The organism is Bradyrhizobium sp. CIR18 (assembly GCF_014198295.1).
GTDB lineage: Bacteria > Pseudomonadota > Alphaproteobacteria > Rhizobiales > Xanthobacteraceae > Bradyrhizobium.
Map to the genome: position 1 here is coordinate 417,848 of NZ_JACIHF010000005.1, position 24,021 is coordinate 441,868.

The 24,021-nt window shown below is 58.7% G+C and carries 20 protein-coding genes; 19 read left to right on the forward strand and 1 reads right to left on the reverse strand.

Going from position 1 to position 24,021, the window contains the following annotated elements; translation table 11 throughout:
- Window positions 1–27 precede the first annotated feature (27 nt).
- The 10 genes from GGD65_RS19960 to GGD65_RS20005 all read left to right on the forward strand — a co-directional run bounded on the left by GGD65_RS19960 (window position 28) and on the right by GGD65_RS20005 (window position 13,000).
- Window positions 28–696: an ATP-binding cassette domain-containing protein gene (locus tag GGD65_RS19960; protein WP_183236352.1), complete on the forward strand. Its 669-nt coding sequence runs from the start codon at window positions 28–30 to the stop codon at window positions 694–696.
- Window positions 693–1,577: a branched-chain amino acid ABC transporter permease gene (locus GGD65_RS19965; RefSeq protein ID WP_183236353.1), complete on the forward strand. Its 885-nt coding sequence runs from the start codon at window positions 693–695 to the stop codon at window positions 1,575–1,577. The genes GGD65_RS19960 and GGD65_RS19965 overlap by 4 nt, the downstream gene beginning before the upstream one ends.
- A complete protein-coding gene (locus GGD65_RS19970) occupies window positions 1,577–2,659 on the forward strand; it encodes a branched-chain amino acid ABC transporter permease (protein WP_183236354.1) in 1,083 nt (360 codons plus the stop codon). Before GGD65_RS19965 ends, GGD65_RS19970 begins: the two co-directional genes overlap by 1 nt.
- A 1,431-nt stretch (window positions 2,660–4,090) precedes the next feature.
- On the forward strand, window positions 4,091–5,632 hold the full coding sequence (locus tag GGD65_RS19975) for a helix-turn-helix domain-containing protein (protein ID WP_183236355.1): 1,542 nt from the start codon (window positions 4,091–4,093) through the stop codon (window positions 5,630–5,632).
- Between the two features lie 887 nt (window positions 5,633–6,519).
- Window positions 6,520–7,377 (forward strand): transposase DNA-binding-containing protein, encoded by an 858-nt coding sequence (locus tag GGD65_RS19980; protein ID WP_246783352.1) that lies wholly within the window; start codon window positions 6,520–6,522, stop codon window positions 7,375–7,377.
- A 123-nt stretch (window positions 7,378–7,500) separates the two neighbouring features.
- Window positions 7,501–7,887, forward strand: a complete 387-nt coding sequence (locus GGD65_RS40770; protein WP_312017722.1) for an aldehyde dehydrogenase family protein — start codon at window positions 7,501–7,503, stop codon at window positions 7,885–7,887.
- Entirely contained in the window at window positions 7,833–8,186 is a 354-nt protein-coding gene (locus GGD65_RS40775; RefSeq protein ID WP_312017723.1) for an aldehyde dehydrogenase family protein, read from the forward strand. Before GGD65_RS40770 ends, GGD65_RS40775 begins: the two co-directional genes overlap by 55 nt.
- Before the next feature lie 1,097 nt (window positions 8,187–9,283).
- A complete protein-coding gene (locus tag GGD65_RS19995; RefSeq protein ID WP_246783353.1) occupies window positions 9,284–9,877 on the forward strand; it encodes a Crp/Fnr family transcriptional regulator in 594 nt (197 codons plus the stop codon).
- Window positions 9,878–10,347: 470 nt separating this feature from the next.
- Window positions 10,348–11,877, forward strand: coding sequence for a porin (locus GGD65_RS20000; protein ID WP_183236359.1), 1,530 nt, complete (start codon window positions 10,348–10,350; stop codon window positions 11,875–11,877).
- Window positions 11,878–12,580: 703 nt separating this feature from the next.
- Window positions 12,581–13,000 (forward strand): acyl-CoA dehydrogenase family protein, encoded by a 420-nt coding sequence (locus tag GGD65_RS20005; RefSeq protein WP_312017724.1) that lies wholly within the window; start codon window positions 12,581–12,583, stop codon window positions 12,998–13,000.
- Window positions 13,001–13,237: 237 nt separating this feature from the next.
- Here GGD65_RS20005 and GGD65_RS20010 read toward each other — a convergent pair whose 3' ends face one another.
- Window positions 13,238–13,993, reverse strand: a complete 756-nt coding sequence (locus GGD65_RS20010) for an IclR family transcriptional regulator (protein ID WP_183236360.1) — start codon at window positions 13,991–13,993, stop codon at window positions 13,238–13,240.
- 232 nt (window positions 13,994–14,225) lie between these two features.
- Between GGD65_RS20010 and GGD65_RS20015 the strand changes: the two genes are divergently transcribed.
- The 9 genes from GGD65_RS20015 to GGD65_RS20050 all read left to right on the forward strand — a co-directional run bounded on the left by GGD65_RS20015 (window position 14,226) and on the right by GGD65_RS20050 (window position 23,956).
- Complete coding sequence (locus tag GGD65_RS20015; RefSeq protein ID WP_183236361.1) at window positions 14,226–15,377, forward strand: ABC transporter substrate-binding protein; 1,152 nt, start codon at window positions 14,226–14,228, stop codon at window positions 15,375–15,377.
- Between the two features lie 129 nt (window positions 15,378–15,506).
- Window positions 15,507–16,382, forward strand: a complete 876-nt coding sequence (locus GGD65_RS20020) for a branched-chain amino acid ABC transporter permease (protein ID WP_183236362.1) — start codon at window positions 15,507–15,509, stop codon at window positions 16,380–16,382.
- A 3-nt stretch (window positions 16,383–16,385) separates the two neighbouring features.
- Window positions 16,386–17,369 (forward strand): branched-chain amino acid ABC transporter permease, encoded by a 984-nt coding sequence (locus GGD65_RS20025; RefSeq protein ID WP_183236363.1) that lies wholly within the window; start codon window positions 16,386–16,388, stop codon window positions 17,367–17,369.
- A complete protein-coding gene (locus GGD65_RS20030) occupies window positions 17,366–18,103 on the forward strand; it encodes an ABC transporter ATP-binding protein (protein WP_183236364.1) in 738 nt (245 codons plus the stop codon). The genes GGD65_RS20025 and GGD65_RS20030 overlap by 4 nt, the downstream gene beginning before the upstream one ends.
- Window positions 18,090–18,797 (forward strand): ABC transporter ATP-binding protein, encoded by a 708-nt coding sequence (locus tag GGD65_RS20035; RefSeq protein ID WP_183236411.1) that lies wholly within the window; start codon window positions 18,090–18,092, stop codon window positions 18,795–18,797. Before GGD65_RS20030 ends, GGD65_RS20035 begins: the two co-directional genes overlap by 14 nt.
- A 20-nt stretch (window positions 18,798–18,817) precedes the next feature.
- On the forward strand, window positions 18,818–19,504 hold the full coding sequence (locus GGD65_RS40780) for an aminotransferase class III-fold pyridoxal phosphate-dependent enzyme (RefSeq protein WP_283813684.1): 687 nt from the start codon (window positions 18,818–18,820) through the stop codon (window positions 19,502–19,504).
- Complete coding sequence (locus GGD65_RS40785) at window positions 19,458–20,135, forward strand: aminotransferase class III-fold pyridoxal phosphate-dependent enzyme (RefSeq protein ID WP_283813685.1); 678 nt, start codon at window positions 19,458–19,460, stop codon at window positions 20,133–20,135. The genes GGD65_RS40780 and GGD65_RS40785 overlap by 47 nt, the downstream gene beginning before the upstream one ends.
- Before the next feature lie 90 nt (window positions 20,136–20,225).
- Window positions 20,226–21,896, forward strand: a complete 1,671-nt coding sequence (locus GGD65_RS20045; RefSeq protein ID WP_183236365.1) for a hydantoinase B/oxoprolinase family protein — start codon at window positions 20,226–20,228, stop codon at window positions 21,894–21,896.
- A 2-nt stretch (window positions 21,897–21,898) separates the two neighbouring features.
- Window positions 21,899–23,956, forward strand: a complete 2,058-nt coding sequence (locus GGD65_RS20050) for a hydantoinase/oxoprolinase family protein (protein ID WP_183236366.1) — start codon at window positions 21,899–21,901, stop codon at window positions 23,954–23,956.
- Window positions 23,957–24,021 lie beyond the last annotated feature (65 nt).

Sequence of the window (24,021 nt, forward strand, 5' to 3'; positions counted from 1 at the left end):
TTGCGCGCAGGTTACGATGCCTGCGATGTGCTGCTCGGCATGAGCCTCCACGTCGGGCCGCAGGAGCGCGTCGGGCTCTTTGGACCCAACGGCCACGGCAAGACAACGCTTCTCAACACGATTTCTCGGGTGATCCGTCCGCGGGCAGGAGAGGTCCGCTTCATGGGCGAGCCGATCGACCAGCTCGAGCCCCAGAAGATCGTTGCCCGCGGCTTGATTCACGTGCCCCAGGCCAACCGCCTCTTTCCCGACATGCAGATCATGGAGACGCTTCAGCTTGCGGCCTTCACGCCGCGCGCGCGGGAGGAGCTGAAGACAAACCTCGATTATGTGCTCAACCTGTTTCCCCGGCTTGCCGAGCGCCGCCGGCAACAATGCAAGACGTTGTCAGGTGGCGAGCGCCAGATGCTATCGATCGGCGCAGGGCTCATGTGCGCGCCTCGCATGCTGATGCTGGACGAGCCGACGCTCGGGTTGTCTCCGAAGCTCAAGGACGAGCTTGCCGGGGCAATCTCGGAAATATCGTCGCGGGGCATTCCGCTTCTTCTCGTCGAACAGGATATCGCATTCATCCTGTCCCTGGTCGAACGCATGTACCTTGTCGACCACGGCGAAATCAGCCGGGAAATCAACCGGAGCGGAGAGGTCGACCATCAGGAAATCATGGACATGTATTTCGGATCGGAGGGCGCATGATCACGAGCGACATCCTCAGCGCAATTCTCGTCAGCGGTATCGTGCTCGGCTCGGGCTATGCCTTGATGGCGAGCGGACTTTCCCTGGTATGGACCACGCTTGGCATCTTCAATTTCGCTCATGGTGTGCTGATGACACTCGGCGCCTACATCGCCTGGACCGTATCGGACGCGGCCGGGCTCAATTTCGGATTGGGTGTAGCAATCGCCATTTCAGCAGCGATCATGATCGCAGTAGGCATTCTGATTGAGCGGGTCATTGTTCGGCCGTTCTACGACCATCGCGATGTCCTGCTCATCACTGTCATGACGACCCTGGCCGCAATGATATTCATGCAGAAGGGGATCCAGCTGATCTGGGGAGCAAGGCTCAAGCAGCTATCTCCGGTCGCAACCGGCAACGTTCAAATCTGGCAAACGACGATTTCCGCGCAGGAGGCGCTCATCGTTGTCGTGGCGCCATTATTGCTTGGTGCGCTTTGGCTTTTCCTCGATCGTTCGCGAACAGGACGCGGAATACGAGCAGTGGGCCAGAACCCGGACGCCGCCAGGCTGATCGGCATCGACGTCTCTCGTCTTTTTATCATTACGTTCGCCCTCTCGGCAGTCCTTGCCGGGCTCACAGGCGTGCTTCTCGGCTCGATCCGCCTGCTCACGCCGGAGTTCGGCTCCGAGCCGCTCGTCAGGGCATTGATCATCGTGATCTTTGGCGGGCTTGGCTCGCTGGGCGGGACCATTCTCGCAGCCTATCTGATGGGTATCCTCGAGGCGGCTCTTGTGTTTTTCGTAGGCATCTACTGGGCACCCTCAATGATCTTTCTCCTGCTCATCCTGGTGCTGCTCGTTCGGCCCCAGGGGCTCCTCGGAAAGGTGGTGCGCTGATGATAGGCCTCCACAATGCCAGGATCCGCAACAGCAAGACGTGGCTGATTGGCGTCCTGCTGGTCGCAGGGCTCCTTGTGCCGATTTTCATCCAGGACAGCTATCTGCGGCATGTTTTCATCATCTCCTTCGTCTACGGGATTGTCGCAGCGAGCTGGGATCTCAGCCTTGGCTATGCCGGCATCTTCAATTTTGCCCATGTCGCGTTTTTCGGCGTCGGTGTTTACGCAACGGGACTGACCGCAAAGCTTCTGGGGATTGATCCGTGGGTTGCGATGCTCTTCGGCGGGTTTGCCGCGTCCGCTGCTGCTGCCATCGTCGCTCTCCCCGTCGTACGACTGCGGGACGTCTATGTGGTGCTGGTCACGTTCGCTTTCAGCCAGCTTGTAATGCAACTTGTGATCAATCAGTCAAATCTGACCGGAGGAACGCAAGGCATGGTGCGCGTGCCGACAATATCGCTGCCGGGCTACAATTTCCTGCGCGACCACAAGCTCGGCTACTACTATGTCGCCTTTGCTCTGCTTGTCACCACGACCGTTTGTCTGCGCTGGCTGGTCCGCTCCGATTTCGGCCTCTCGATCAGGGCCCTGCGCGACAACGACGACTACGCAGTCTCCCGCGGTATTCCGATTGCGTGGCAGCGCCTGAAAACCCTCGTGGCAAGTGCATTCTTCACCGGGCTGGCGGGTGGATTCTACGTCATCTATCTGCGCGTTGCCTCGCCGGAGGTCTTCGACTTCTCGACCGTGTCGCTCATCTTGAGCATGGTACTTCTCGGGGGCACCTCCAGTATCTACGGACCGCTATTTGCTGCGCTCTTCCTGACCTTCATCTCGGAAGGGCTCGCCAGCATCAACAACTTCGCCGAAGGCCGCTTCATGCTGGTTGCTCTGGCCATGATCGTCGTGCTCCTGTTCTTTCCGAAGGGGCTTGCCTCCGCAGTGCCTGCAAGTATTGCAAGCAATGCAAATCAAAAGCGATCGCGACAACCCCTGACGTCTTCGAAAGACCAGGCTCTAATGACTTCGACCGACAAAGAGAACGAGGCCGGAACTGCCAGTCCCACCGGGGTCCATTGAACGTCCCTCCTGGTCCGTTTAACGGCCGAAGTTATATTCGGAGCGGAGCGAGGCAGGATTGGAGCCCCGGACCGGAGAGGCGATCTGAATTGCGTGGTTGTCCGGGGATTGATCGAGGCCGGGTTGACGGGAATTTCGCCGGGGATGGCCTTGTGGGGCATCACGATCCGGAGGCGCCGCCGTGCAGACCTTTGCAAACGCTGCCAACGCGCCCGGTGCTTACACAGGTCGTGAGGGCCAAATTAGCTGCGCGCGTGTCCAGTATTGAACTCAGGAACGAGACATGAGCGTTGTATGAACGCGAACCCCGATCCATCCCGAAACTGGCTCATTTGCGCTTTCATCCGCTGGCCGTGAGCCTTGCACGGACGAGGGGCACACGGCGACTCAGTGAGGCCCTCCGCGCGGCTCGCTCTGGCCGCGGTGATTGATCGCATGAACGACGCTCGGGTCTGGGCGGCGGCGGTGGATGGTGCTCAGGACCTCCGATTGATGTTGGGCACTGAGCAGACTGGCCACCCCAATGAGATGCCCGAGATGGCTCTGGCGCATACCGTGTCCGACACGGTCGAGAGCGCCTATCGGTCCTCTCCTGAGGACGCTCGCAGTACTCATGCTTGTCGCCAGTAGGCGTCTCAGGGCCCGTATGGTAGGCTGAGCCGTACTGTCGTTCGTTCCGCGTCCATTTGTTTTGGTTTGGAGGGTAAAATGTCGCGAATAGACCTTACGCGGCTATGCCTATTCGTTGCTTGCAGCTTCCTCCTAATCCGACCGGCGTCGGCTCAAGTAAGCTATGCGCTCCATGCCAGCAGTCTAGGTCAGAATGTTGCGGGTCGCAGCCTTCGGCTACGGCTTGCGTGCAATGCAGCGTCGGATATGGGTATGAAAAAAACCGGCGCAGAAAAATGGTCTCGCAAAAACCAACCGGTGTGTGATCGTCGATAGTATCTTTGTAAATGGGCAAACTGTACCGGCTAGCCAAACGGTAAGCTACGCTCAGAGTTCAGTAGATTGGTATTGTCGTGGACGAGCAGTTCTTGAGAGACGGGCCAGGATTGGATTGGCCGGCGTTCTCAGGTGACGAAGAAGCTCCTGTCCAGCCTCCCCGCAGAATAGAGGGGAGACGTTATCATCACTTGTACTCTGCGCCCTGACATTCTTTATGATGTCGTCGTTATATTTTCGCGATTTCCCGCGTGACTAACAGGTCCGCCTGAGTATTAGTGTAGGCCGTGTACTCATTATGCGACTGACCGCTCACCCCCAACAGCGGCGGAAAAGCGGACATCTCCCGAGGTCGCTGAAGGGCCAACTGTCACCTCGGGTGACTGTGTCCGCTACCCGGCAAACCGACTCTGATGCAGAAAATCATCTTGCAGAGGAGGGCCGCCAAGCCCAGAATCTCGCACATAATGTTTGAAGTGGAGGCGGATGATGCAGCAGCTCCGTGTTAGCTCGGAAGACCTCGCGCGTTACCTGCGGGATAAGGAGAAGTTGAAGCTTGAGTTCAAGTTCAAATACGAGCTCGAAGGTCAGGCGAAACAGAAACAGTTCGACGAAGTTGCCAAAGACATCATCTCGCTTTTCAACACTGCTGGCAGACACGCACACGACTACGCGCATCTGATAATTGGCGCCGGAGATGAGTTGCTAAGCGACGGAACGAGGAAATATGAAGTCGTCCAACTTGGGCAATTCCACGAGAGGCAATTTCTGAACATTGTGAATAGCCGATGTGCGCCCCAGGTCCCTTCGATCGACTATCAAGAGGTCATATTTGAAGGCCGCCTTTATGGCGTCATAGCCCTTCCGCCCTCGCCGCACGTCCATGAGCTCACTTGTGATCTCGTTACTCCTAAGGGCCTTTGGCGAAAAGGCAGCGTGTTGCTGCGCAGTGGCGAGGGTGTAATTGTCGCAAATCCTCAGCAGATTACTCAGATGCAGCGGCAAAAGGGTTGGATGCCTATGCCGGGGCCGGTGGCCCAATCACATGGGGCTCCCTTAAAGCAAACTGCTCGTGCAGCGCTGCGGGATGGGCTCGTTGCTGAGTTTTGCTTCAAACGAAATCAGATGATTGCCCACGTGTATGACGAGTATTCTCTCCACCTCGACGCTGTCGTGCGGACGGCGTTTGACCGTCTCAACGCGCAACGAACGAGCCGCGGCCTGAAATCTCATTTCTCGTCCATGCGCTTTCGATTGATTCGCGGGCCAAGATTTGCGGACAACGGGATTGAACTGGACCTTGCACCGATAGACTTCGTCTATCGCGTGATGTTGGAGGACAAGAGTGTAGACGAAGGCGTCAAAGAACACATCCGAATTCGGATCGAGGAAAACGCGCAACGCATTCCGAAATGGCTACAAGGTACGCACCCAAGTTTGAGTGCATTAAATTACCATCCACTGGGTGTAGAAATAGCAATAGTGACTAAAGATGGGAGAACCCTTCTGCGAAAGAGAGGTGCAAGTGTGCTGCTGGCAACGTTGGAATGGGATGTGTCCTACAGCGGGTATTGCGGTGAAAAGGATATGCCTCGACCCAGAGAGCTTGACGTTGCGCTGACGGCTCAGCATGAGCTGCACAGGGAGATCGGCAGCTTAGCGGTTGATCGCAGGGACATTGTATTTACTGGAATTCATCGGAATGCAGACAGCGGCGCTGTCGACGTGCTTGGGTTCTGGCCAACAGAAGCACGATCGGACGAGCTTGTTGATTTGCTTACCGACAAATACCCGGACATTCGCGGCGCATTCGAAACTAAAAGACGGGCAGAGGAAGATTTTGTCTGGGACACAACCAATTTGGTTGTGGATTTTGATGGCCTTGCTATTTCGCGGGCCATCAAGAAGCTTAGCGAAGAACAAGGGAAACCAGCCTCTCTAATCCCTGAAGCGTTTGTTTGCCTACTGCGCGCGCTGGAGGTCACTGGAAACTCAACTGCTGAACTGGCGGCGTTGGCACCGAGTTGACAAGGTGCGGGCGTGAAGAAATCTCTGTCTTGAGGCGGATTCGGGCGCGACGTAGGAGCGCCTACCGGAATGACCGCAATGGGTCAAAGGCCGCCTTCTAGCTGGCGTGGCCCTGTTCGGGTCACCTCCAGGAAGCAGACCTCGCGACGCTCTGAGCTTGGGTCAGCCTGGCCAAAATCGGACGACGTGCCACCAATGCGGTACCTCCTCAGAGAAGTATGCGGGCGCGGCAAAAGAGCAGTTCTTCAGGTAGTATTTCGGAACCTTGTCATTTATCCGTACGCGGGGCGCGGGATGGGCTCAGACGAGGCTTTTTGATCACGTTGGGTCATCCACTAGGGTTGCTGGTCGATCCGAAGGGTTACGAAACGAAAAAAACTTCCCAACAGTTCGTCTTAAAATTGGTCCTTAATCGGTTGTCCTTCGCGCAAGAAATGTCGGCGAGCGCCAACGCAAAGTTCGGCTTCTCCGGGGGGAGCTAACCTACGCGCGTCGATGTCGCAATCATTTCGTAAATCGGAGCGGTCTCTTGCGGTGATCTTGACCAAGTCCGTGCAAACTGAATCTCAATTTCTCAGAGATCCCCTTTGGAGGAAGGAAGCTATTCAGGCATTTCCCATGATGCGGAAGCATTTATCCAAAGATTCGGAGGTTGGTTGCTCCGAAAGATACAACTGGTGGCCTATTTTCTCTTATCTACACGCTAAGTTTTTCCAAGGTGGAAGGCGCTTCGGAGTTTCAAGCATCGTTCAATGGTAACCATCCGGTGAGGCTTTCAATTACCCATAACTTTGACCACTCGGGCTGATCCGCTGATCGGGGAAATCTTGAATCGAAAGAATCACTTGTGATTCCTTTCTGAGCCCCTGATTCGCGAGGGGTGCTCTATGCGGCTGACATTAAGGGATCGATCGGCAAGAGGCTGTTTGCGGTCCTTGGAAGGTGAATGTTGGATTGATCGAGAGAGTAGTGGATGTGAGTTTTGGGACGCGCGGCTCGGCGACAGATTCCGCAAACTGCTCACGCAGATTGGAGGCGCCATGGGACATAGCATTCCGCTCGTCTGCCAGGATTGGGCGAATACCAAGGCAGCTTACCGCTTCTTCTCTAACGACCGGGTCAGCGAAGCGGACATTCTGGCCAGCCATTTCCAATCGACACGTGATCGTGCCTCCGCCACTGAAGGTCTCGTTCTTGTACCGCACGATACAACCGAGTTCAGCTATCAACGCGAGAAGTCAGAAGCGATCGGCATCACCAAGAGCATAAACAGTGGACGGGATAAGGCAGGTCGCCTCAGATCGCACACGGTTTGCGGCATCCTGATGCATTCGAGCCTCGCGATTACAGTCGAGGGGGTGCCGCTGGGGTTGGCGGCCGTTAAGTTCTGGACCCGGAAGAAATTCAAGGGGACGGCAGCGCTCAAAAAGAAGATCAATCCGACCCCGATTCCCATCGAGAAAAAGGAAAGCGTCCGGTGGTTGGAAAATCTCAAGCAGTCTACGCAACTCTTGGATCATCCGGGACAATGCATCCATATTGGTGATCGCGAGAGTGACATCTACGAGCTTTTCTGCGCAGCGTGGGAGATCGGAACTCATTTCCTGATCAGGACTTGCGTCGATCGCTTGGCTGGAGACGGCGATCACACGATCGCCGACGAAATGGACGAGGTCGCCGTCAAAGGGCTCCATCGCATCGAAGTCAGAAGACAGCATTGGCGATCCCGACCAGGCCGTTCTTAAGATCAGGTATCGCAAGATTCGCGTCCTGCCGCCGATCGGAAAGCAGAGGCGCTATCCCGCTCTGATCCTGACGGTGATCCATGCCGAAGAGCGCGGGACGCCGAAGAACAGAAAGAAGATCGATTGGAAGCTGATCGCCGACCTGCCTGTTATGCGGCATCTCGGATCTTCATACGCGCCTTCTTGTGGCCGTCACTGAAGACGGTTTTGTGCGATGAAATTGCGACCATCAAAGTGGGCGAAGTTGCCGACTTCGGCAACTTTATGGGCGCCGTTATCGATGAAAGGGCATGGCGCAAGCACATGCGGATTTTCGAGGAAGTAAAATCCTCCAACGCGAAAATCCTCACCGGAGGACGTGGTGACGACAAGACCGGCTACTTTGTTGCACCGACCCTGATCGAAACGGACGATCTGGATCGCGAGTGCTTCGTGAGGAGTTTTTCGGACCAATCGTGGCGGCCTACGTCTATCGCGACAGCGAGTTTGAATCTGTTCTGGAGAAGATAGATCAATCGGGTACTTACGGCCTCACAGGTGCGATATTTTCGAGCGATCGTCGCATCATCGGTCGCGCATTGCATGGTCTGCGCTCTTCCGCCGGAAACGTCTATATCAATGACAAGCCAACCGGTGCGATCGTTGGCCAACAGCCATTCGGCGGAGCAAGAATGTCAGGCACCAACGACAAAGCTGGGTCGATCTGGAATCTGATCCGGTGGGCGTCGCGACGAACGATCAAGGAAGCGTTCGTCCCGCAGAAAGACTATCGCTACCCTTACCTCTCCAGCGGCGCGGCGGACGATTGAGGGTTTGAACTGTCGCTTTATGTATCTCTCATAGAGACGCGTCAGCTCGTATAGAGCTGCTTGGATTCAAGTCGTTTCTTATAGCCGTTTGGCGTTGTTCGTCGTATTTTTCCTCCCGCGACGGACATCACTGGCCGCCCCGTCAGGGGCGGCTTTTTTCTCTTCTGGTCGCACCACACCGATCTGCTCGCAATTGGCTTGAACTAACCGCGAATGTTCGTCCGCGGCACGCCATGGTCTTGCCGGAAGCCGCACGGTACATGCTGGGGTCTCAAGTTCAAGCTTAGTGTGGTTCATAGCCTTTCGCCGGACAGTGGCTTGCGATCAGCTTGCCTGATTGAAGCCCCGATTGGGGCCGCTTGAAAGCAGGACGAGTCACTCCGCCAGGACTTGGTAATGCTTCATTCCCGTTGGCTCTGACGTTAACAGGGCCGGCGTGCATCGTTTCCGATCTGGTGTCGATGTGTCCGAAATTGGTATTGGCTTCCCAGTTCACCCACAATTACCACGACCGATTACAAGCCTTCAGTTGGAGATCGTGTAACCGAGCGAGAGGTTCGAAGGTTTCGCTGGCTAGTCGGACCCTGAGCGCGTGTCTCGCCATCGCTGTGGGCCGCGTAAGCAGCATCATCCACCCTGATTCGTTTCCTCGAGCAATCTCAAGGACTCGGGTGCAACGATCGACAAGATGTGTGTGTCCAAAGCCGAAAGACTGATCCGCTGCAAAGTGAATACTGCCAGGTGCGCTTCGATATCTTGATCGAGGCACTCAGGAGATGACGTGAGCGCCAGAATTTCCGCCGGATGCTTCGCACGACCATTCAAAAGACTTTCCGCCTTCGATCCTCATCAGGTGGAGAGATCGGATACGACCAGGGACAAATTGGAAGTCTCGCCGAAGATTAATGAGCCGCTCGTCGAAGCTTGGGAGTCCCTTAACCGAGTGGGCGTACGGGGGGCAGCCAGTGTATTATAGACCCTATACTGTGCGTGCTAATACGCGGTTCTTTGTCAAGAATACGATATTGGGGAGTCTTTCTCTGCAAGACCTCGCGGCAATAGAGGAGTTCCTAGAACCTATCGTCCTGAGAGAGCGAATGGTTCTGCAGGAGCCAAAGAGGCATCTTGATCACGTCTATTTTGTAGGAGCGGGTCTTGTTTCGCTGAGAATAGTTGCGGCGGGAAGCATCCTCGAAACGGCAGTCATAGGATATCCGGGTGCAATCGGCGCGTCGTTCCTGTTAGGAGGACATCTGCCGACTCATCAGCCCGTTGTGCTCATTCCTGGAAACGCGCACAGGATCCTTGTCGAGGATCTGCGTCGGATTATGAACGAGAACCCCGATATCAGAGAACGTCTGTGTCGATACGTTCAAGCTCTGAGCGTGCATTGTGCTCAGTCCGGCCTATGCGGCGTTCGGCACGCTAGTGAAAAGCGCCTCGCATCCTGGCTCTGTTTGGCCAGTGATGCTGTTGGCTCCAATGTCCTTCCCGTTACTCATGACTATCTTTCATCAGTTCTGGGGTTGCGCCGTGCTGGGATAACGGAGACGTTGAACCGGTTCGAAGAACAGCAATTGATTCGCAAGACGCGTGGCGTTGTGCAGATCGAGGCGCGCAACTGCCTCGCGCAAAAGGCATGTAGCTGTTACCGACTCATTTCAGGCACTTACGCCGCGCCGAGTCTGTGACACCAGCGAGCTAGCAAAGCCGCCTGATCGTCTGATTCGTCTCCGAAGTCATTTTCAAAAACTCAACGGCGCATCGTAAGTCGGGATTGACCTGCGCAGTTCGCTGTGTGCGCATGAACATTCCCACTCGGTCGGCCTTGGTCAGTTCGCGATCAACGTACGAAACGTACTCCCATGGGAACAGATAGTGCAAAGCGTACTATTGTGAAACGACTAGAACACGCTTGCAAAGGGCTCGCGCGTGTTGGTTCGATACGTACAGACTTTGCGCGCCGATTGTGAACGCAATCGGCCTACATCAATGTGCGAGTGGCGGAATGATCCGCACCGCGACGTCCGCTGGTTCACTCTATCAGTCGGCGTTCGAGGAGGGCCCTGCAGGTCAACAATGATTGGGGGCAAAGGCGGTTGGTCCCTTCCGTATCAGTTGGGAGGCTGCCTTTGGGCTAAAAACAATTCGGAGAACTCTTATGAAGATGGTGAAGAGCCTATTGCTCGGTGCGGCGGCGGGTTTGATCGCTGTAGGCGGAGCGCAGGCTGCGGATCTGCCTGTAAAGGCCAAGGCGGTGGAGTACGTGAAGATCTGCTCGCTGTATGGAGCAGGCTTCTACTACATTCCCGGTACTGACACTTGCATCAAGCTTGGTGGTTACCTGCGTGCCGAGGTCGCCTTGGGTACCAATAGCAACTATGACACTGCGAACGGCAGTGTGGCAGGCGCGAAGAATCGCCTGAGCAACTACTACACGGCCCGTTCCCGTGAGGATCTGACCATCGATACACGCACTGCGACCGAGTATGGCGTGGTCCGCACATTCTTCGATGCAACCTTCACCTGGACATCGGGTGGCTATACGGGTGCCGGCACAACTGCCGTCAACGGCTCGACGGCCTATACCGGGGCGACCGGTTCTGGCGCGATCGCCGGTGGTTCGCTCGGTGTCTATTACGCATTCATCCAGTTCGCTGGTTTTACGCTGGGTAAAGCGGTCTCGCAGTTCTCTGCTCCCTGGACCAATTATCCAGGTAACAACTTCGATGGTCTGCCCGGCGGCGGTGGCACGGTCACCGGTGTGAACCAGTTCTCCTATACTGCTGACTTCGGCCAGGGCATCACCGCAGCCTTCTCGGCGCAGGATCAGGTGGCCTACTATACCAGCAACATTTGGAATGTGAGCGGCGCGACGGTCGCGGGACTCGCGACCGGAGCTTATGGCGCCAACGACATCGGCGGATCACGTTCTCCGGACCTCGTGGCCATGGTTCGCGTCGATCAGGCCTGGGGTCTCCTTCAGGCGTCCGTTGCCGCGCACGACAACCACGCTGGTTACTACGGTGCGGATGAGACCACGGGCCATCCGGGCGACAAGTGGGGCTGGGCCGCTCAGTTGGCTTTGTCGATCAAGAACATCCCCACGGGCGCGGGTGACACGATCAACGTGTCAGGTGTGTACACGAACGGTGCAAGCCGTTACAATTTTCAGGACCTGATGGCGAGCACTTACGCGATCTACGGCGGTACCGGTCTGGCGGGTGCTTACCAAAGCGTTGGCCTCGGTGGTCTGTCCGACTCTGTGTTCGTGACTGGCGCCGGTCAGGAATTGACCACGACCTATGGGTTCCGTGGTGCTTACACCCACAACTGGGATCCATACTGGAACACGGCGATCTACGGTGCATGGGCTGCTGTGCGGTATAACAACACGGCGAAGGGCTACCTCTGCGGCGCGTTCGTTACCGGCCTCGCCCTTTCGAGCGGTGTTGCCGGCTGCAACCCCGACTTCAACTATTCGGTTGTCGGTGTGATCACACGCTGGACGCCCGTCAAGAACCTGACCTTCTCGGCCGACCTCGCCTACACGATGCTTGACCAGAAGTATGCAAGCGGAAGCACGGTCACGCTGCCGCTGCAGTCGACGATTGCCAAGCCCGGCACTGCGTATGAGCTGAAGGACCAGGGCAGCCTGACGCTGCTGCTCCGGGCCCAGCGCAACTGGTGAATCACTGTCAAGCCAGCGGAAGGAGACAAATAGCGACTTCATAGATCTAAGTTAACCTCCAAGAAGGCCTCCGGCATGCCCGCCGGAGGCCTTTTAGAGTCCAACTCTGATTTCCGATCGAGGGTGATAGCAGTTCGTGGGTACGGGATTTGTGGACGAGAGTCGTGAGCTGCCGTCGACATTGTTTCTCGACCAGGCCCAGCTCCAGTGGGAGACTGAATGTGCGATTCACACCGCAAGGAATCGGCTATTCGTGAAAGATATCAAACCGTTCTGACGTGTGTGGAGAAGGCCGACTGCCGCGTGCGCGAGATGGGCTTTCGATCCTGGCTACTCAGGAAGTCTGGGCCCAGCGCAGAAGCTACAAGCAGTAAGTGTCCCTCGGCGAGAATTGTATGCCACACTTCGCAGAGCGGGAGTGCGGTACGAGTCAGCAAGCCGTCGCCTCAGCAGGGCAGCACATTCAAGTGAATTCCAATCTGACAGATCCCTCCAAAATTTGTAGTGGTTCTCCCGAAGTCGGTTCGGGCCGCTGCACCGGCATATAATCTATGGCCACGACCAGCTCGGCACCAAATCTGTCAGGTTCAACGTCAACGGCAGTGCGATGTCGGGCAGCGATCGCGACGGCAGATCGCGCGCCTCGCTGGCCATACGCGCTGCAACTAAACCGTCGGGACCATGCATGTCGGCGGCGGCGTGAGTGACGGAGCTTATTCGGGATCTGTTAAAAGGGTCAATGATGGATCTGAGTTTCACTGAGAGCGAACTCGCCTTCCGGGCGGAAGTGAGGACATTCTTCTGCACCGCGGTCCCGGCCGATATGCGTGAAAAGCTTCTCGCCGGAGAGCAGGCGACCAAGCCTGACGTGGTGCGCTGGACAGGGTTCCTTGCAGAGAAGGGGTGGGGCGCGCCGCACTGGCCGGTCGAATATGGCGGCACCCAGTACGGCTTTACCGAGGAGATGAGCTTGACGCCGGCACCCGCGCCGCCCTTCGGCGTAAACATGGTGGCACCAGCTCGATGCCGGCCTGGCATGAGCGTCGCAGGCGGTGGCGATATGTCAATATTCGGCGTCGTCGATGCGGCCGGGCATGCTGTATCCTGCGTTCATCGTTGTTGAAATCGTTCGGCTCGGCGTTGTCTGCCCGAGTCACGGACTCGTATCGCACAATTGTGCCATCCTCGAGCGCCTCGATGATGATCCCGTCCGCGGTCAACGCGGCGGGTTTCGTCACCTCTATACACTCTGCCCGGCGCTGGAGACGGGGGAGGCGTGCCGATTGCCATAGCTAGGCCAGCAGATGATGACTAGCCGCAGGTCATTGTTCCGCGATCGAGCATGCGCAGTCATGTTCGATTAGCCTTGTGACGTATCCTTTGATTTCAGTTTCTCGCCAATTGAGAGCGATCGCCCCAATGTTTCGGCCACAGTTCGTAGTGCTGCCAAACGCTGCGGTAGTTGCTCGTTCATGATCCGCTGCAGAGGCCCGGTCATTCCGAGGGCGTAAAACACACGCCGATCGGACAGGAAAACGGGCACCGCGATAGCGGCCAATCCTTCGTCGATCTCTCCGATGCACGTAGCATAGCCTCGGGTCCTGACTGCCGCGAGCTCCTGTTCGATCCATGCACGGTCATTGCGTGTGTTCGCCGTGAGCAGAGGAAGGTCGGTGGACATCGCTTCGGCCAGTACCTCTTCACTTTGATAGGCCATGATCGCCTTGGCCGTTGCTGCTGCATGCACCGGCATCTCGATCCCGGGCTGCACGTAGCTCCGCCAGCGCACATCAGGTGAAATCGAAATCGCCACGACGACGCGCGCGCCAATGAGGCGTGTGAGGTAGCAGGTCTCTGACGTCGTGTCGGTCAGCTGCTGCAGATGCCCGCGAGCAAGGGCGGCAATCCATCCATCGTCTGCCGTCGCGTGCAGGAGTCGCAACAAGCGGTCGCCGAGCTGATAAGCGCGCCCGCCGACGTTGTCCTTTGCAAGTCCAGCGCGCACCAGGCCTTTCAACAGCCGGTGTGCAGATGTCTTCGGAAGATCAAGCAACGAGGACACGTCTGCCAGCGTCAGCGCGCCTGGAAACGTCGCGACGAGTTCGAGCACCTGCATATAGCGATCGAGAGGACCCGCCGTTTCATCTGAGATTGTCATTAGGGTAAGTATGCCTTCCAGACGGAAAGTTTGTGCAAGCGTGCCTCGAGCCGCTTGACTCCGCGAGTAGATTCACATTTGCTTCGCGCAATATCGGAATATTATTCCGGAAAACGGAACGAGAGTCAATGGCGATTTGCGGGTAGCACACTTCATGCCTCCGCAACGGGGAAGCGTCACGAGGCACATCATGAAGATGACGAGGCAGGAGTTTTTGAATGCTTTGTTTGCGGCGACCGTAATGCCGTGGATGGCAGTCGCACGCGCCGAGCAGGGCAGCCCGATCATCGTCGGCGCCACAGTGCCCATGACCGGACCGTTGTCGCTCACGTGCAGGCAATATCACAGCTCCCTGATGATGGCCGAACAGGACATCAACAAAGCCGGCGGCATCAACGGCCGCAGCCTCAAGATCGTTTTCGAGGATACTCAGGCCTCCAACAGCACGGCGGTAAATGCATTCGTCAAGCTCGCACAGGAAACCAGGCCGTCGCTGTTCTTCCTGTCGAGTTACTCGACACACAATCTGGCGGTGTCGTCGGAGCTGAAGAAGGTGCAGGTGCCCGCCTTCTATGCTGGCGGGGCAGATGTCGTGGCCGAAGGCGGCAACGAATGGATGTTTCGCGTGCGGCCGGCCGACAGCGTGTCAGCCGAAGGCATGGTGCAGTGCGCGCTCAATGTGTTGAAGGCCAAAAAGCCCGGCATTCTCTACATCCAGAACGATTTCGGACAAGGCGGGGCCCAGACGGCAGCCGAGCGTTTCGAGGCCGCCGGCGTGTCCGTAGTCGGCACGGGGGCCTATGGTCAGAACGACAAGGATTTTTCGGCGCAACTTCTCGGTCTGCGTAGCAAGGGCATCGATGTCCTTCTGATCTTTAATTACCCGCAGGACGGTGCGCTGGTGCTGCGTCAAGCGAAGATGCTCGGTCTCAAGTTGCCGTTGGTGACATCTTCGGCGGCATTGGTTCCGGCAGCACTACAACTGCTGTCAGCGGACGATCTCGGCGGAGTATGGGGGGTTGTCGACACCTTCATCGATTCATCGGCCGGTGGCCGCATGCAGGATTTCGTCGAACGCTTCAAGGCGAAGTTCGGTACGGATCCGGACCCCTACGGGCTCGCCTATTATGATGGTGCGATGCTGGCCGCAGAGGGTCTACGCAAGGTAGGTACCGATCCCAAGGCGCTGCGGGACTGGATTGCCGCCGTGAATGGGTGGCAGGGCATTGGCCATCTCTATTCATATGACGCCAAGGGCAACGGCGTGTTCGATCTGGCCGTCGTGAAATCCAAGGCCGGGACCAAATCGCTGGAACTGGTTCAGACCATCAAGCTGAACTGACCATTGGTTGCGGCGCCCGCGCGGATGCGTTCCGCGCGCGCGGCGCTGCAATCAACCAGGCGGCGGGCAGAATCTTCTACCGATGACGGCCGGGCGCTGACAGACCGGTTTGCATAAGAACAGGACGATATGACGGATCTCATCCAGCTGCTCATCAATGGACTAGCAATCGGTAGCGTCTATGCGCTCGCCGCGATCGGATTTGTCATCGTCTACTCCGCAACCGGTGTCGTGAATTTCGCAGCCGGACAATTCGTGATGTTCGGGACCTTCGCGGGCGTCGCTATGCTGCTCAATGCACAATTGCCCTTGCCTGTGGGCTACGGCGCAGCGCTATTGGCGATGGCGCTGTTCGGAGCCTCGTTCTTTGTGGTGCTCTACTTGCCGCTGCGCGCAAGTCCGATCGTGACAATCATCATTGGCACGGTCGCGATCGGCATTACCATGCAGAACGCGGCGCTGCTAGCTTTCGGCTCCTGGCCCCTCCGACTGCCGTCGCCGCTCGATGGCGTGAATCTCACGATCGCCGGCGCAACGATTTCTGCCCACGCGGTCGCTGTGGTGGTTATCACGGCTTTCATGGTTGCGCTGCTGTGGCTCCTGTTCTTCCGCACCTCACTCGGCATCGGCATGCGCGCCGTGGCGCAGGATATGAAGGCTGCTCGGCTGATGGGCCTTAAGGTCAATCGTCTGCTTGCGCTATCTTGGATCCTCGCCGCAACGCTCGCAGGCGTCGCCGGCTTGATGCTCGGACCGATGTGGTTCGCCGACACCAGCATGGGCGATCCCATTGCGCTCAAGGCGTTTGCTGCCACAATCATTGGGGGCTTCGGCAGTCTACCGGGGGCCATCGTCGGCGGCCTGTTCCTTGGTCTTAGTGAAGTGCTCGGGGCATCTTACGTTTCCTCAGCCTACAAGGACCTGATTTCCTTCGTCATGATGATCCTGTTCCTGCTGGTGCGCCCGCAGGGTGTGTTCGGCGAACGTATTCAGGAGCGGGGCTGATCAATGTCTATGCGCTTTCCGCTCGTGCTCGGCGCCATCATTATCAGTGTGGGGCTCGGCCTGTCGATGCTGCTGGCCGACTATCAGCTCCGGCTGCTCAAACTTGCCGTGATCTCGGCCATTGCTGTCATGGGCCTTAACTTCGCCTTCGGTTATGCGGGGCTGATCTCGCTCGGTCATGCGGCTTTCGTTGGGACGGGCGCCTATGGCGTTGCGCTATTAACCACGCTGCTGGCTTGGTCGTGGCTGGCGCTGCCCGTCGCGGTTGCCGGCACGGCGATTTTTGCCTTGTCGATCGGTTTTCCACTCTTGCGGCTGAAGGGGCACTATCTCGCGCTGGCGACGCTTGGGCTCAACGTCTCCTTCTCCATCGTCGCCGCCAATTGGATCGAGCTCACCGGCGGCACCAACGGCGTCTCCCGCATTCCCGAGCTGCCGATCGCGGGCCATGCCCTCGCCTACGAGCGCAGCTACCTGGGGTTCGCTCTGGTGGTGCTGGCGCTTTCTGCCGCCATCGCTGCGCTCCTTCATGTCTCACGCCTTGGGCGGGCGATGATCGCGGTACGCGATGACGAGACGGCCTCGTCGATGACGGGCATCGACGTCTCCCGGGTCAAGCTCGCGGCTTTTGTCCTCTCGTCAGTCTATGCCGCCCTCGCCGGAAGCCTGTTCGCCTTCCATATGCGCTTCATATCCCCGGACGACTTTGGCTATGCGCACTCCATCACTTACCTCGCGATGCTGGTGATCGGCGGCGAAGGCTCGGTCGTGGGCGCTATTCTGGGAGCGTTGCTTGTGACTTTTCTGCCCGAATGGTTGCGCTTCCTCGGCTCCGCCTATCTCGCGTTCTTTGGTGTTTTTGTACTTGCCATTCTCGTCTTCCTGCCTTCAGGCCTTGCCGGGATCAGCCGACCGGGTGGCATTCGCCGCGACGGTGGTATCAAAAAGCTGGCATTGGTCGCTGTTGCAAAGGAGGCGCGCCCATGAGCCTGCTCCAGGCCACAGGGATCGCCAAGCGCTACGGCGGGCTCTCGGCACTCTCGGACATCGACTTGTCAGTCGGGCAGGGCGAATTTGTCGCTGTCATCGGTCCAAACGGCGCCGGCAAATCGACCCTGCTCAACGTCCTTACCGGACTTGTCCTTCCCGACGAGGGCAGGGTTTTGCTCGACGGATGGGACATGACGCGCGCAGCTACGCACAAGCGGGTCCGCGGCGGGCTTGGCCGGACCTTTCAGTACGGCCGTCCCTTCGAAAGGTTGAGCGTGCTCGAGAACGTCATGACCGGCGCGGCCATCCAAAGCGGCCGAAGCGAGTTGGAGCTGCGCGAGCGGGCCATGGCCGTGCTCGACCAGATGGGGCTTGTGGTGGACGCGCAAGCGCCTATCGGATCGCTATCCTATGGTCACCGGCGCATGCTCGAGATGTGCCGGGCACTCGCCTGCGAGCCCCGCGTGCTGCTGCTCGACGAACCGGCCGCTGGGCTGAATTCCGCCGAGGTTGACCAGCTGATCGACCGTCTGACGGATTTGAGGGCAAAACATCGAATCGCGATTGTTCTGATCGAGCACAACATGGGCATGGTGATGCGCTTGGCGGAGCGGATCATCGTGCTGAACTTCGGCTGCAAAATTGCCGAGGGCTCGCCATCCAAAATCCAGGGTGATCCCGCAGTGCTGTCGGCCTATCTCGGCGAAGGCTATCGTCATGCTGGCGTGTAACGATCTGACGGTCGCCTATGGCGACATCGTCGCGCTGCAGGGCGTGACACTGGAGGTTGGCCCGGGCGAGACGGTCGCCCTCATCGGCGCCAACGGCGCCGGCAAGACCACACTCTTGCACGCAATCTCCGGTCTTAATCCGGTCAAGTCCGGGGATATCGAATTCGAAGGCGCATCACTTGCCCGGCTCGGCAGCGACCGCCGCGTCGCGCTCGGCATCTCTCAGGCACCCGAAGGGCGGCGGATTTTCCCCGGCCTGACGGTCGAGGAGAACCTCACACTCGCCACCGTGAACTGGAGGCGCTGGCGCCAGCCGATCAATGACGATCTCGCACGAGTGTTCGACCTGTTTCCGCGCCTGAAGGAGCGTCGCAAGCAGCTCGGCTGGTCTCTGTCCGGAGATGAGCAGCAGATGCTGGCCATCGGACGGGCCTTGATGGCCCGGCCGCGTTTGCTGCTGCTCGACGAGCCTTCGCTTGGGCTTGCACCGCGCCTGGCAGAAGAGGTCTATGAGCGCGTCAGGCAGATCGCCGACAGCGGGCTTACCATCCTGGTCGTCGAGCAGAATACGGTCCTGGCATTATCGGTGGCGGACCGGGCCTATGTGCTGGAAACGGGCCGCATCGTTCTTCAAGGCACGCACGATGACCTCAAGCAGAACACGCGCGTCCGCGAAGCTTATTTGGGACGTTGATCTCTCAAGGAAACAACGACATGTATCCTGACACAAATTCAAACTCGAAAGCGCTCTACGATCGTGCGCTGACGAGCCTGCCAGGCGGCAACACCCGAACGACGGTGTTCATGAAGCCCTATCCGATCTATGCCGCACGCGGGGAGGGCTGCCGGGTCTGGGATGTCGATGGCAATGAGCTGATCGATTGCATCAACAATTTCACCTCGTTAATTCACGGCCATGCCCATCCGGCGCTTATCGAGGCGGCGACGCGGCAGCTCGCGCTCGGTTCTGCTTTCGGAATGCCGACCGAATCGGAAATCGATCTAGCTGAACTGCTTGCGGCGCGGCTGCCATCTGTCGACCAGGTCCGGTTTGCCAACTCCGGCACGGAAGCCGTGATGATGGCGCTGAAGGCGGCGCGAGCGTTTACCGGGCGGCCAAAAATTGCCAAGTGCGAGGGCGCCTACCATGGTTCCTACGATTATGCCGAGGTAAGCCTCGATCCGACGCCGGCAGACTGGGGCGGCAATGCACCAATCTCCGTTGCCTATGCCAAAGGCACACCGGACAAGGTGCTCGCCGACGTCGTAACAATTCCCTTCAACGATATCGAGGCTGCCGTCAGCCCTGATTCGGGAGCATGGCCGCGATCTCGCCTGCGTACTGGTCGATCCGATGCCGAACCGCGCGGGTCTCGTACCCGCCGACAAGGCCTACCTTGAAGCGCTGCGCCAGGCGACGAGCAAAGTCGGCGCGCTACTCATCTTCGATGAGGTTATATCCTTTCGTCTCGGTTATCACGGCGCCCAGGGGCTGTGGGGCATCGATCCTGATCTCACCACGCTTGGCAAGATCATCGGCGGTGGATTTCCAGTCGGTGCAATCGCCGGCAAGAAGGAGATCATGGCCGTTTTCGATCCGCGCCACGGCAAGCCGGCATTGCCTCATGGCGGCACGTTCTCGGCCAACCCGGTCACGATGCGCACCGGGCTGGCGGCGATGGAGCTCCTGGACCGCAACGCGTTCGCGCGGCTGGACGCGACCGGCGAGGCAGTGCGAAAGGGCATCAATGACGCATTTCGTCGCCATGGCGTGCCGGGCACAGCGGTCGGCCTTGGATCGCTCTTGAAATTGCACTTCTCCGAACGCCCGGTCCGCGACTATCGCTCGGCCTACATGAGCGAAGGCGAGACCAAACGGCAAAGTGTGTTCAACTTGGAGTTCCTCAACCGCGGCATTCTCGCCGCCAGCTATGGCTTGATGGCGCTGTCGCTGCCGATGACGGATACGGATATAGAGAGCATCGTCCGCGCGGCCTCGGATGCACTTGCCCAGGTCGCGTCCAAAACCTGACGCGCCCTTGAGTCCTTGGAACTTGGTAAGTCTCGCGTGAGGCCATTGGGGCATCACGCCGCGAATTTATAGTCTGAAACAGGTGCAAGAATGGCCCACAAGGTTGATCCCATCACGCGGTCAGTCGTTCAGCATCGATTGAGCTCGATCGTTGCGGAAATGGGCGAAGCAATGCTTCGCACATCCTATTCGCAGATCCTCAACTCGAGCCGGGACTTCTCTTTGGCCATCTGCGACGTCAATTCCCGGCTGATCGCCCAGGCCGACCACATTCCGGTCCATGTCGGCGCGTTGCCCTGGGCGACACGCGCGGTGGAGGAGCGCTTTAAGGATGTCGGGCCCGGTGACGTCATTCTGATGAATGATCCCTATCACGGCGGCAGCCATTTGCCCGACCTGACCGCATTCGTACCGATTTTTGACGGCGGCCGCAGGCTGTTCTGGAGCATCGTGCGCGCGCACCAGAGTGATATCGGCGGCGCAACATATGGCGCCTATAATCCCAGCGCGACCGAAATCTGGCAGGAGGGGCTGCGCATTCCACCGATCAAGCTCTACGAGGCCGGCCGACTGCGTGAGGACATTCTCGATATGCTGGCACTGAATGTGCGCAACGCTCACGATTTCCGCGGTGATCTTGCTGCAATGATTGGAGCCGCGCACATGGGTGAGCGGCGGATGGGGCGGCTGTTTGCCGAGTTTGGCGCGCCGGTGGTCGAAGCCGCGATCGAATCCATCCTCGATGCCGCCGAACAACAGACGCGCACGGTGGTCTCAACCTGGAAGGATGGCGTGTTCCACGGTGAGGCCTTCCTCGACGACGACGGCCACGGACGCAACGATATCCGGATTGCAGCCAAGGTCACGAAGACAGGCAGCCAGATCGAGGTCAACCTGTCGGAATCCGACCCGCAGAGTACGAGCTTTGTCAATTCGTCGCACGCCAATATGCAAGCGGCGGTCGTGATGGCCTTTGCCTATCTGATCGACGCCGACATTCCCAAAAACGATGGGGCGCTGCGGCCGCTTAACGTCGTTGCCAAGCAGGGCACCATCGTGTGGGCGGATCCTGGCCGGCCCGTCACGCTCTGCACCAGCCATCCTTCCAACGAAATCGTGGAGGCGGTGATCAAGGCATTGTCAGGATCTTGTCCGGATCGAACCATGGCTGGCTGGAGCCGGCGGTTCCGCATCGCTGTGCAGGGCGAGGATCCTCGCAGCGGGCGCAGCTTCATCTGGCATATGTTCCAGGCGCGCCCGGGCGGTGGCGCTTCTTCGCGCGGTGACGGCTGGTCCTCCATCGGCGAATGGCACACCGTCGGCGGTCTCAAGTTCGGCAGCATCGAGGTCGCAGAAGCTCGCTTCCCCCTTCACTTCCGTCATCATGAGTTTCGGCCCGACTCAGGCGGCGACGGTCAATTCCGCGGCGGTCTCGGCGTCGACCTCGATCTCGTCTTCGAAACCAGCAAGCCCGCACTTGGCAACACCGCAGGTGATGGCACACGTCATGGCGCGTGCGGCTTGCTCGGCGGCAAGGATGGGGCGCCGCATCACTACCGCCTGGTCTCGGCGGGCCGGCCGCCACGTGTGCTGCGAACCAAAGAGGTCGGCATCGAGATCCAGCCGGGAGATTGCCTTGAAGTGCGCTCGTCCGGCGGCGGAGGGTGGGGGCCCCCGGAGCGACGCACACAACAGGCGCGCCAGCGAGATGTAGTACAGGGCCTCGTTAACACAGGCACAACGACAGAAGTGGTTCAGTAACGATGTTGACGATTGGCATTGATGTTGGCGGCACGTTCACCGATCTGGTCGCGATCGACGCTGGCGGGCGTACCGTGTTCGCGAAATCTCCTTCCACGCCGCAGGACCAGTCGATTGGTGTGATGACGGGGCTCAACGAGCTCGCGCGGCGGCTCGACATGTCGCGCGCTGATATGTTGGCGAGGACGCAGCGGCTGGTGCATGGCACCACAGTCGCGACGAACGCGCTGCTCGAACGCAAAGGCGCCAAAGTCGCACTGCTGACCACGGAGGGTCACCGCGACGTCATTGAGATGCGGGAGGGATTGAAGGACAATCGCTATGATCTGCGGATCCCACCCCCGATGCCGCTGGTGCCGCGCGAACTCCGCTTCGGCGTTCGCGAGCGGCTGCGGCCGAATGGCGACGTGCTGCTGAAACTGGACGAGGGATCACTCAGTGAGGCCATCGCTGCCATCCGCGCCTCTGGCGTCACTTCGGTCGCGATCTGCTTCCTGCATGCCTATCGTAATCCCTCCCATGAGATCACGGCAGCAGAGCGGATTGCACGTGAATTGCCCGGAATGAGCGTGTCGCGCTCAAGTGACGTGTTGCCACAGATCAAAGAGTACGAGCGGGTCTCCACCACGATCGTGAATGCCTATGTCGGTCCTGCCGCGCGGCTCTACCTGACCCGGCTCGAGCTCCGTCTGGCCGAAGCGGGATTCAACGGGAGCTTGTTCATCATTCTCTCCCATGGCGGCATGGCACCGGTCGAGGAGGCGGGGCGTCTTGCTGCGGCCACCGTGCTATCCGGTCCAGCCGGCGGCATCTCAGCTTCCCGGCGCTGTGCGGAGTTGCTTGAAATGCCGGATCTGGTACCCTTCGATATGGGGGGCACGAGCACCGATATCTCCTTGATCGCGGACGGACGCGCGACGCTGTCGGCTGATGGCGGGCTGGCGGACCAGCGCATCGCGCTGCGCAGTCTGGATATAGCCAGCATTGCGGCGGGCGGGGGCTCGATCGCCAGCGTCGACGCCGGCGGCCATTTCCATGTCGGCCCCGAAAGTGCCGGCGCGGTCCCAGGCCCAGCCTGTTATGGCAACGGTGGTACGCAGCCGACCGTGACCGATGCGAATATCGTGCTGGGTTATCTCGATGCGGCCGCCTTCATGGGCGGACGGCGTCCGCTCGATCGTGCGGCGGCGGAAGCAGCAATTGATCGCCTCGCAGCTTCGCTTGGCGTGACACGCATCGAGGCGGCTGCCGGCATCTATCGGCTCGTCAATCTGAAAATGGCAGACGGCATCCGACTGATGACCCTGCGTCGCGGCGTTGATCCGCGCAAGTTCGCCCTCTTGAGCTTCGGCGGCGCCGCCGGCCTTCACGCTGCTGAGGTCGCGCGCGAGCTCGAGATCACGCGCATCATAGTGCCTACGGCAGCCTCCGTACTCTCGGCGTGGGGGATGCTCACCAGCGACTTGCGGTATGAGGTCAGCCGCACTCACTTCGAGACAGGCGCCCAGACGACCGCCACTGAAATTCGAAACATCTTTGCAGATCTGGACGTGCAGGCAACCGAACGGCTCCGAAGCTGGTTCGACGGGCCCATTCTGACTGAGCGGTCCGCCGAGATGCGCTATGGCGAGCAGGTGTTCGAGGTCGATGTACCACTCAGCGACGTCGACCTTAACGCGCCATCCTTGATCGCCGAGCTCGAAGAGCGATTTCATCGTCGTCATGAGGAACTTTATACTTACGCCTCGCGCGATCAGGAGGTCGTATTCGTCAACGCACGGCTTGCCGCTGTTGGCGCCGTTCCTCGAATTGAACGATCCGATAAGCCAATGCCTACGTCTGAACCAATCTTATCGCCTGCAGGCAAACGTCAGGCCTTCTTCGGTGCTTGGCGCGAAGTGCCGGTCTATGCACTGGAGAAATTGCGTTCCGGGCACGTGCTGGAAGGCCCCGCGATCATCGAAGCGGAGACAACGACCATTGTCATTAATAGTGCCGATCGTGCGACGGTTAATGCGCTGGGATGGCTCGACGTTGAACTTAGGTGTGCGAAAGTGTAGGCGTCAACTGCGGATCTGACAGTGTTGGTAGCTGCTGTTTCTAGATCCGGTGGTCCGCCCCGCAC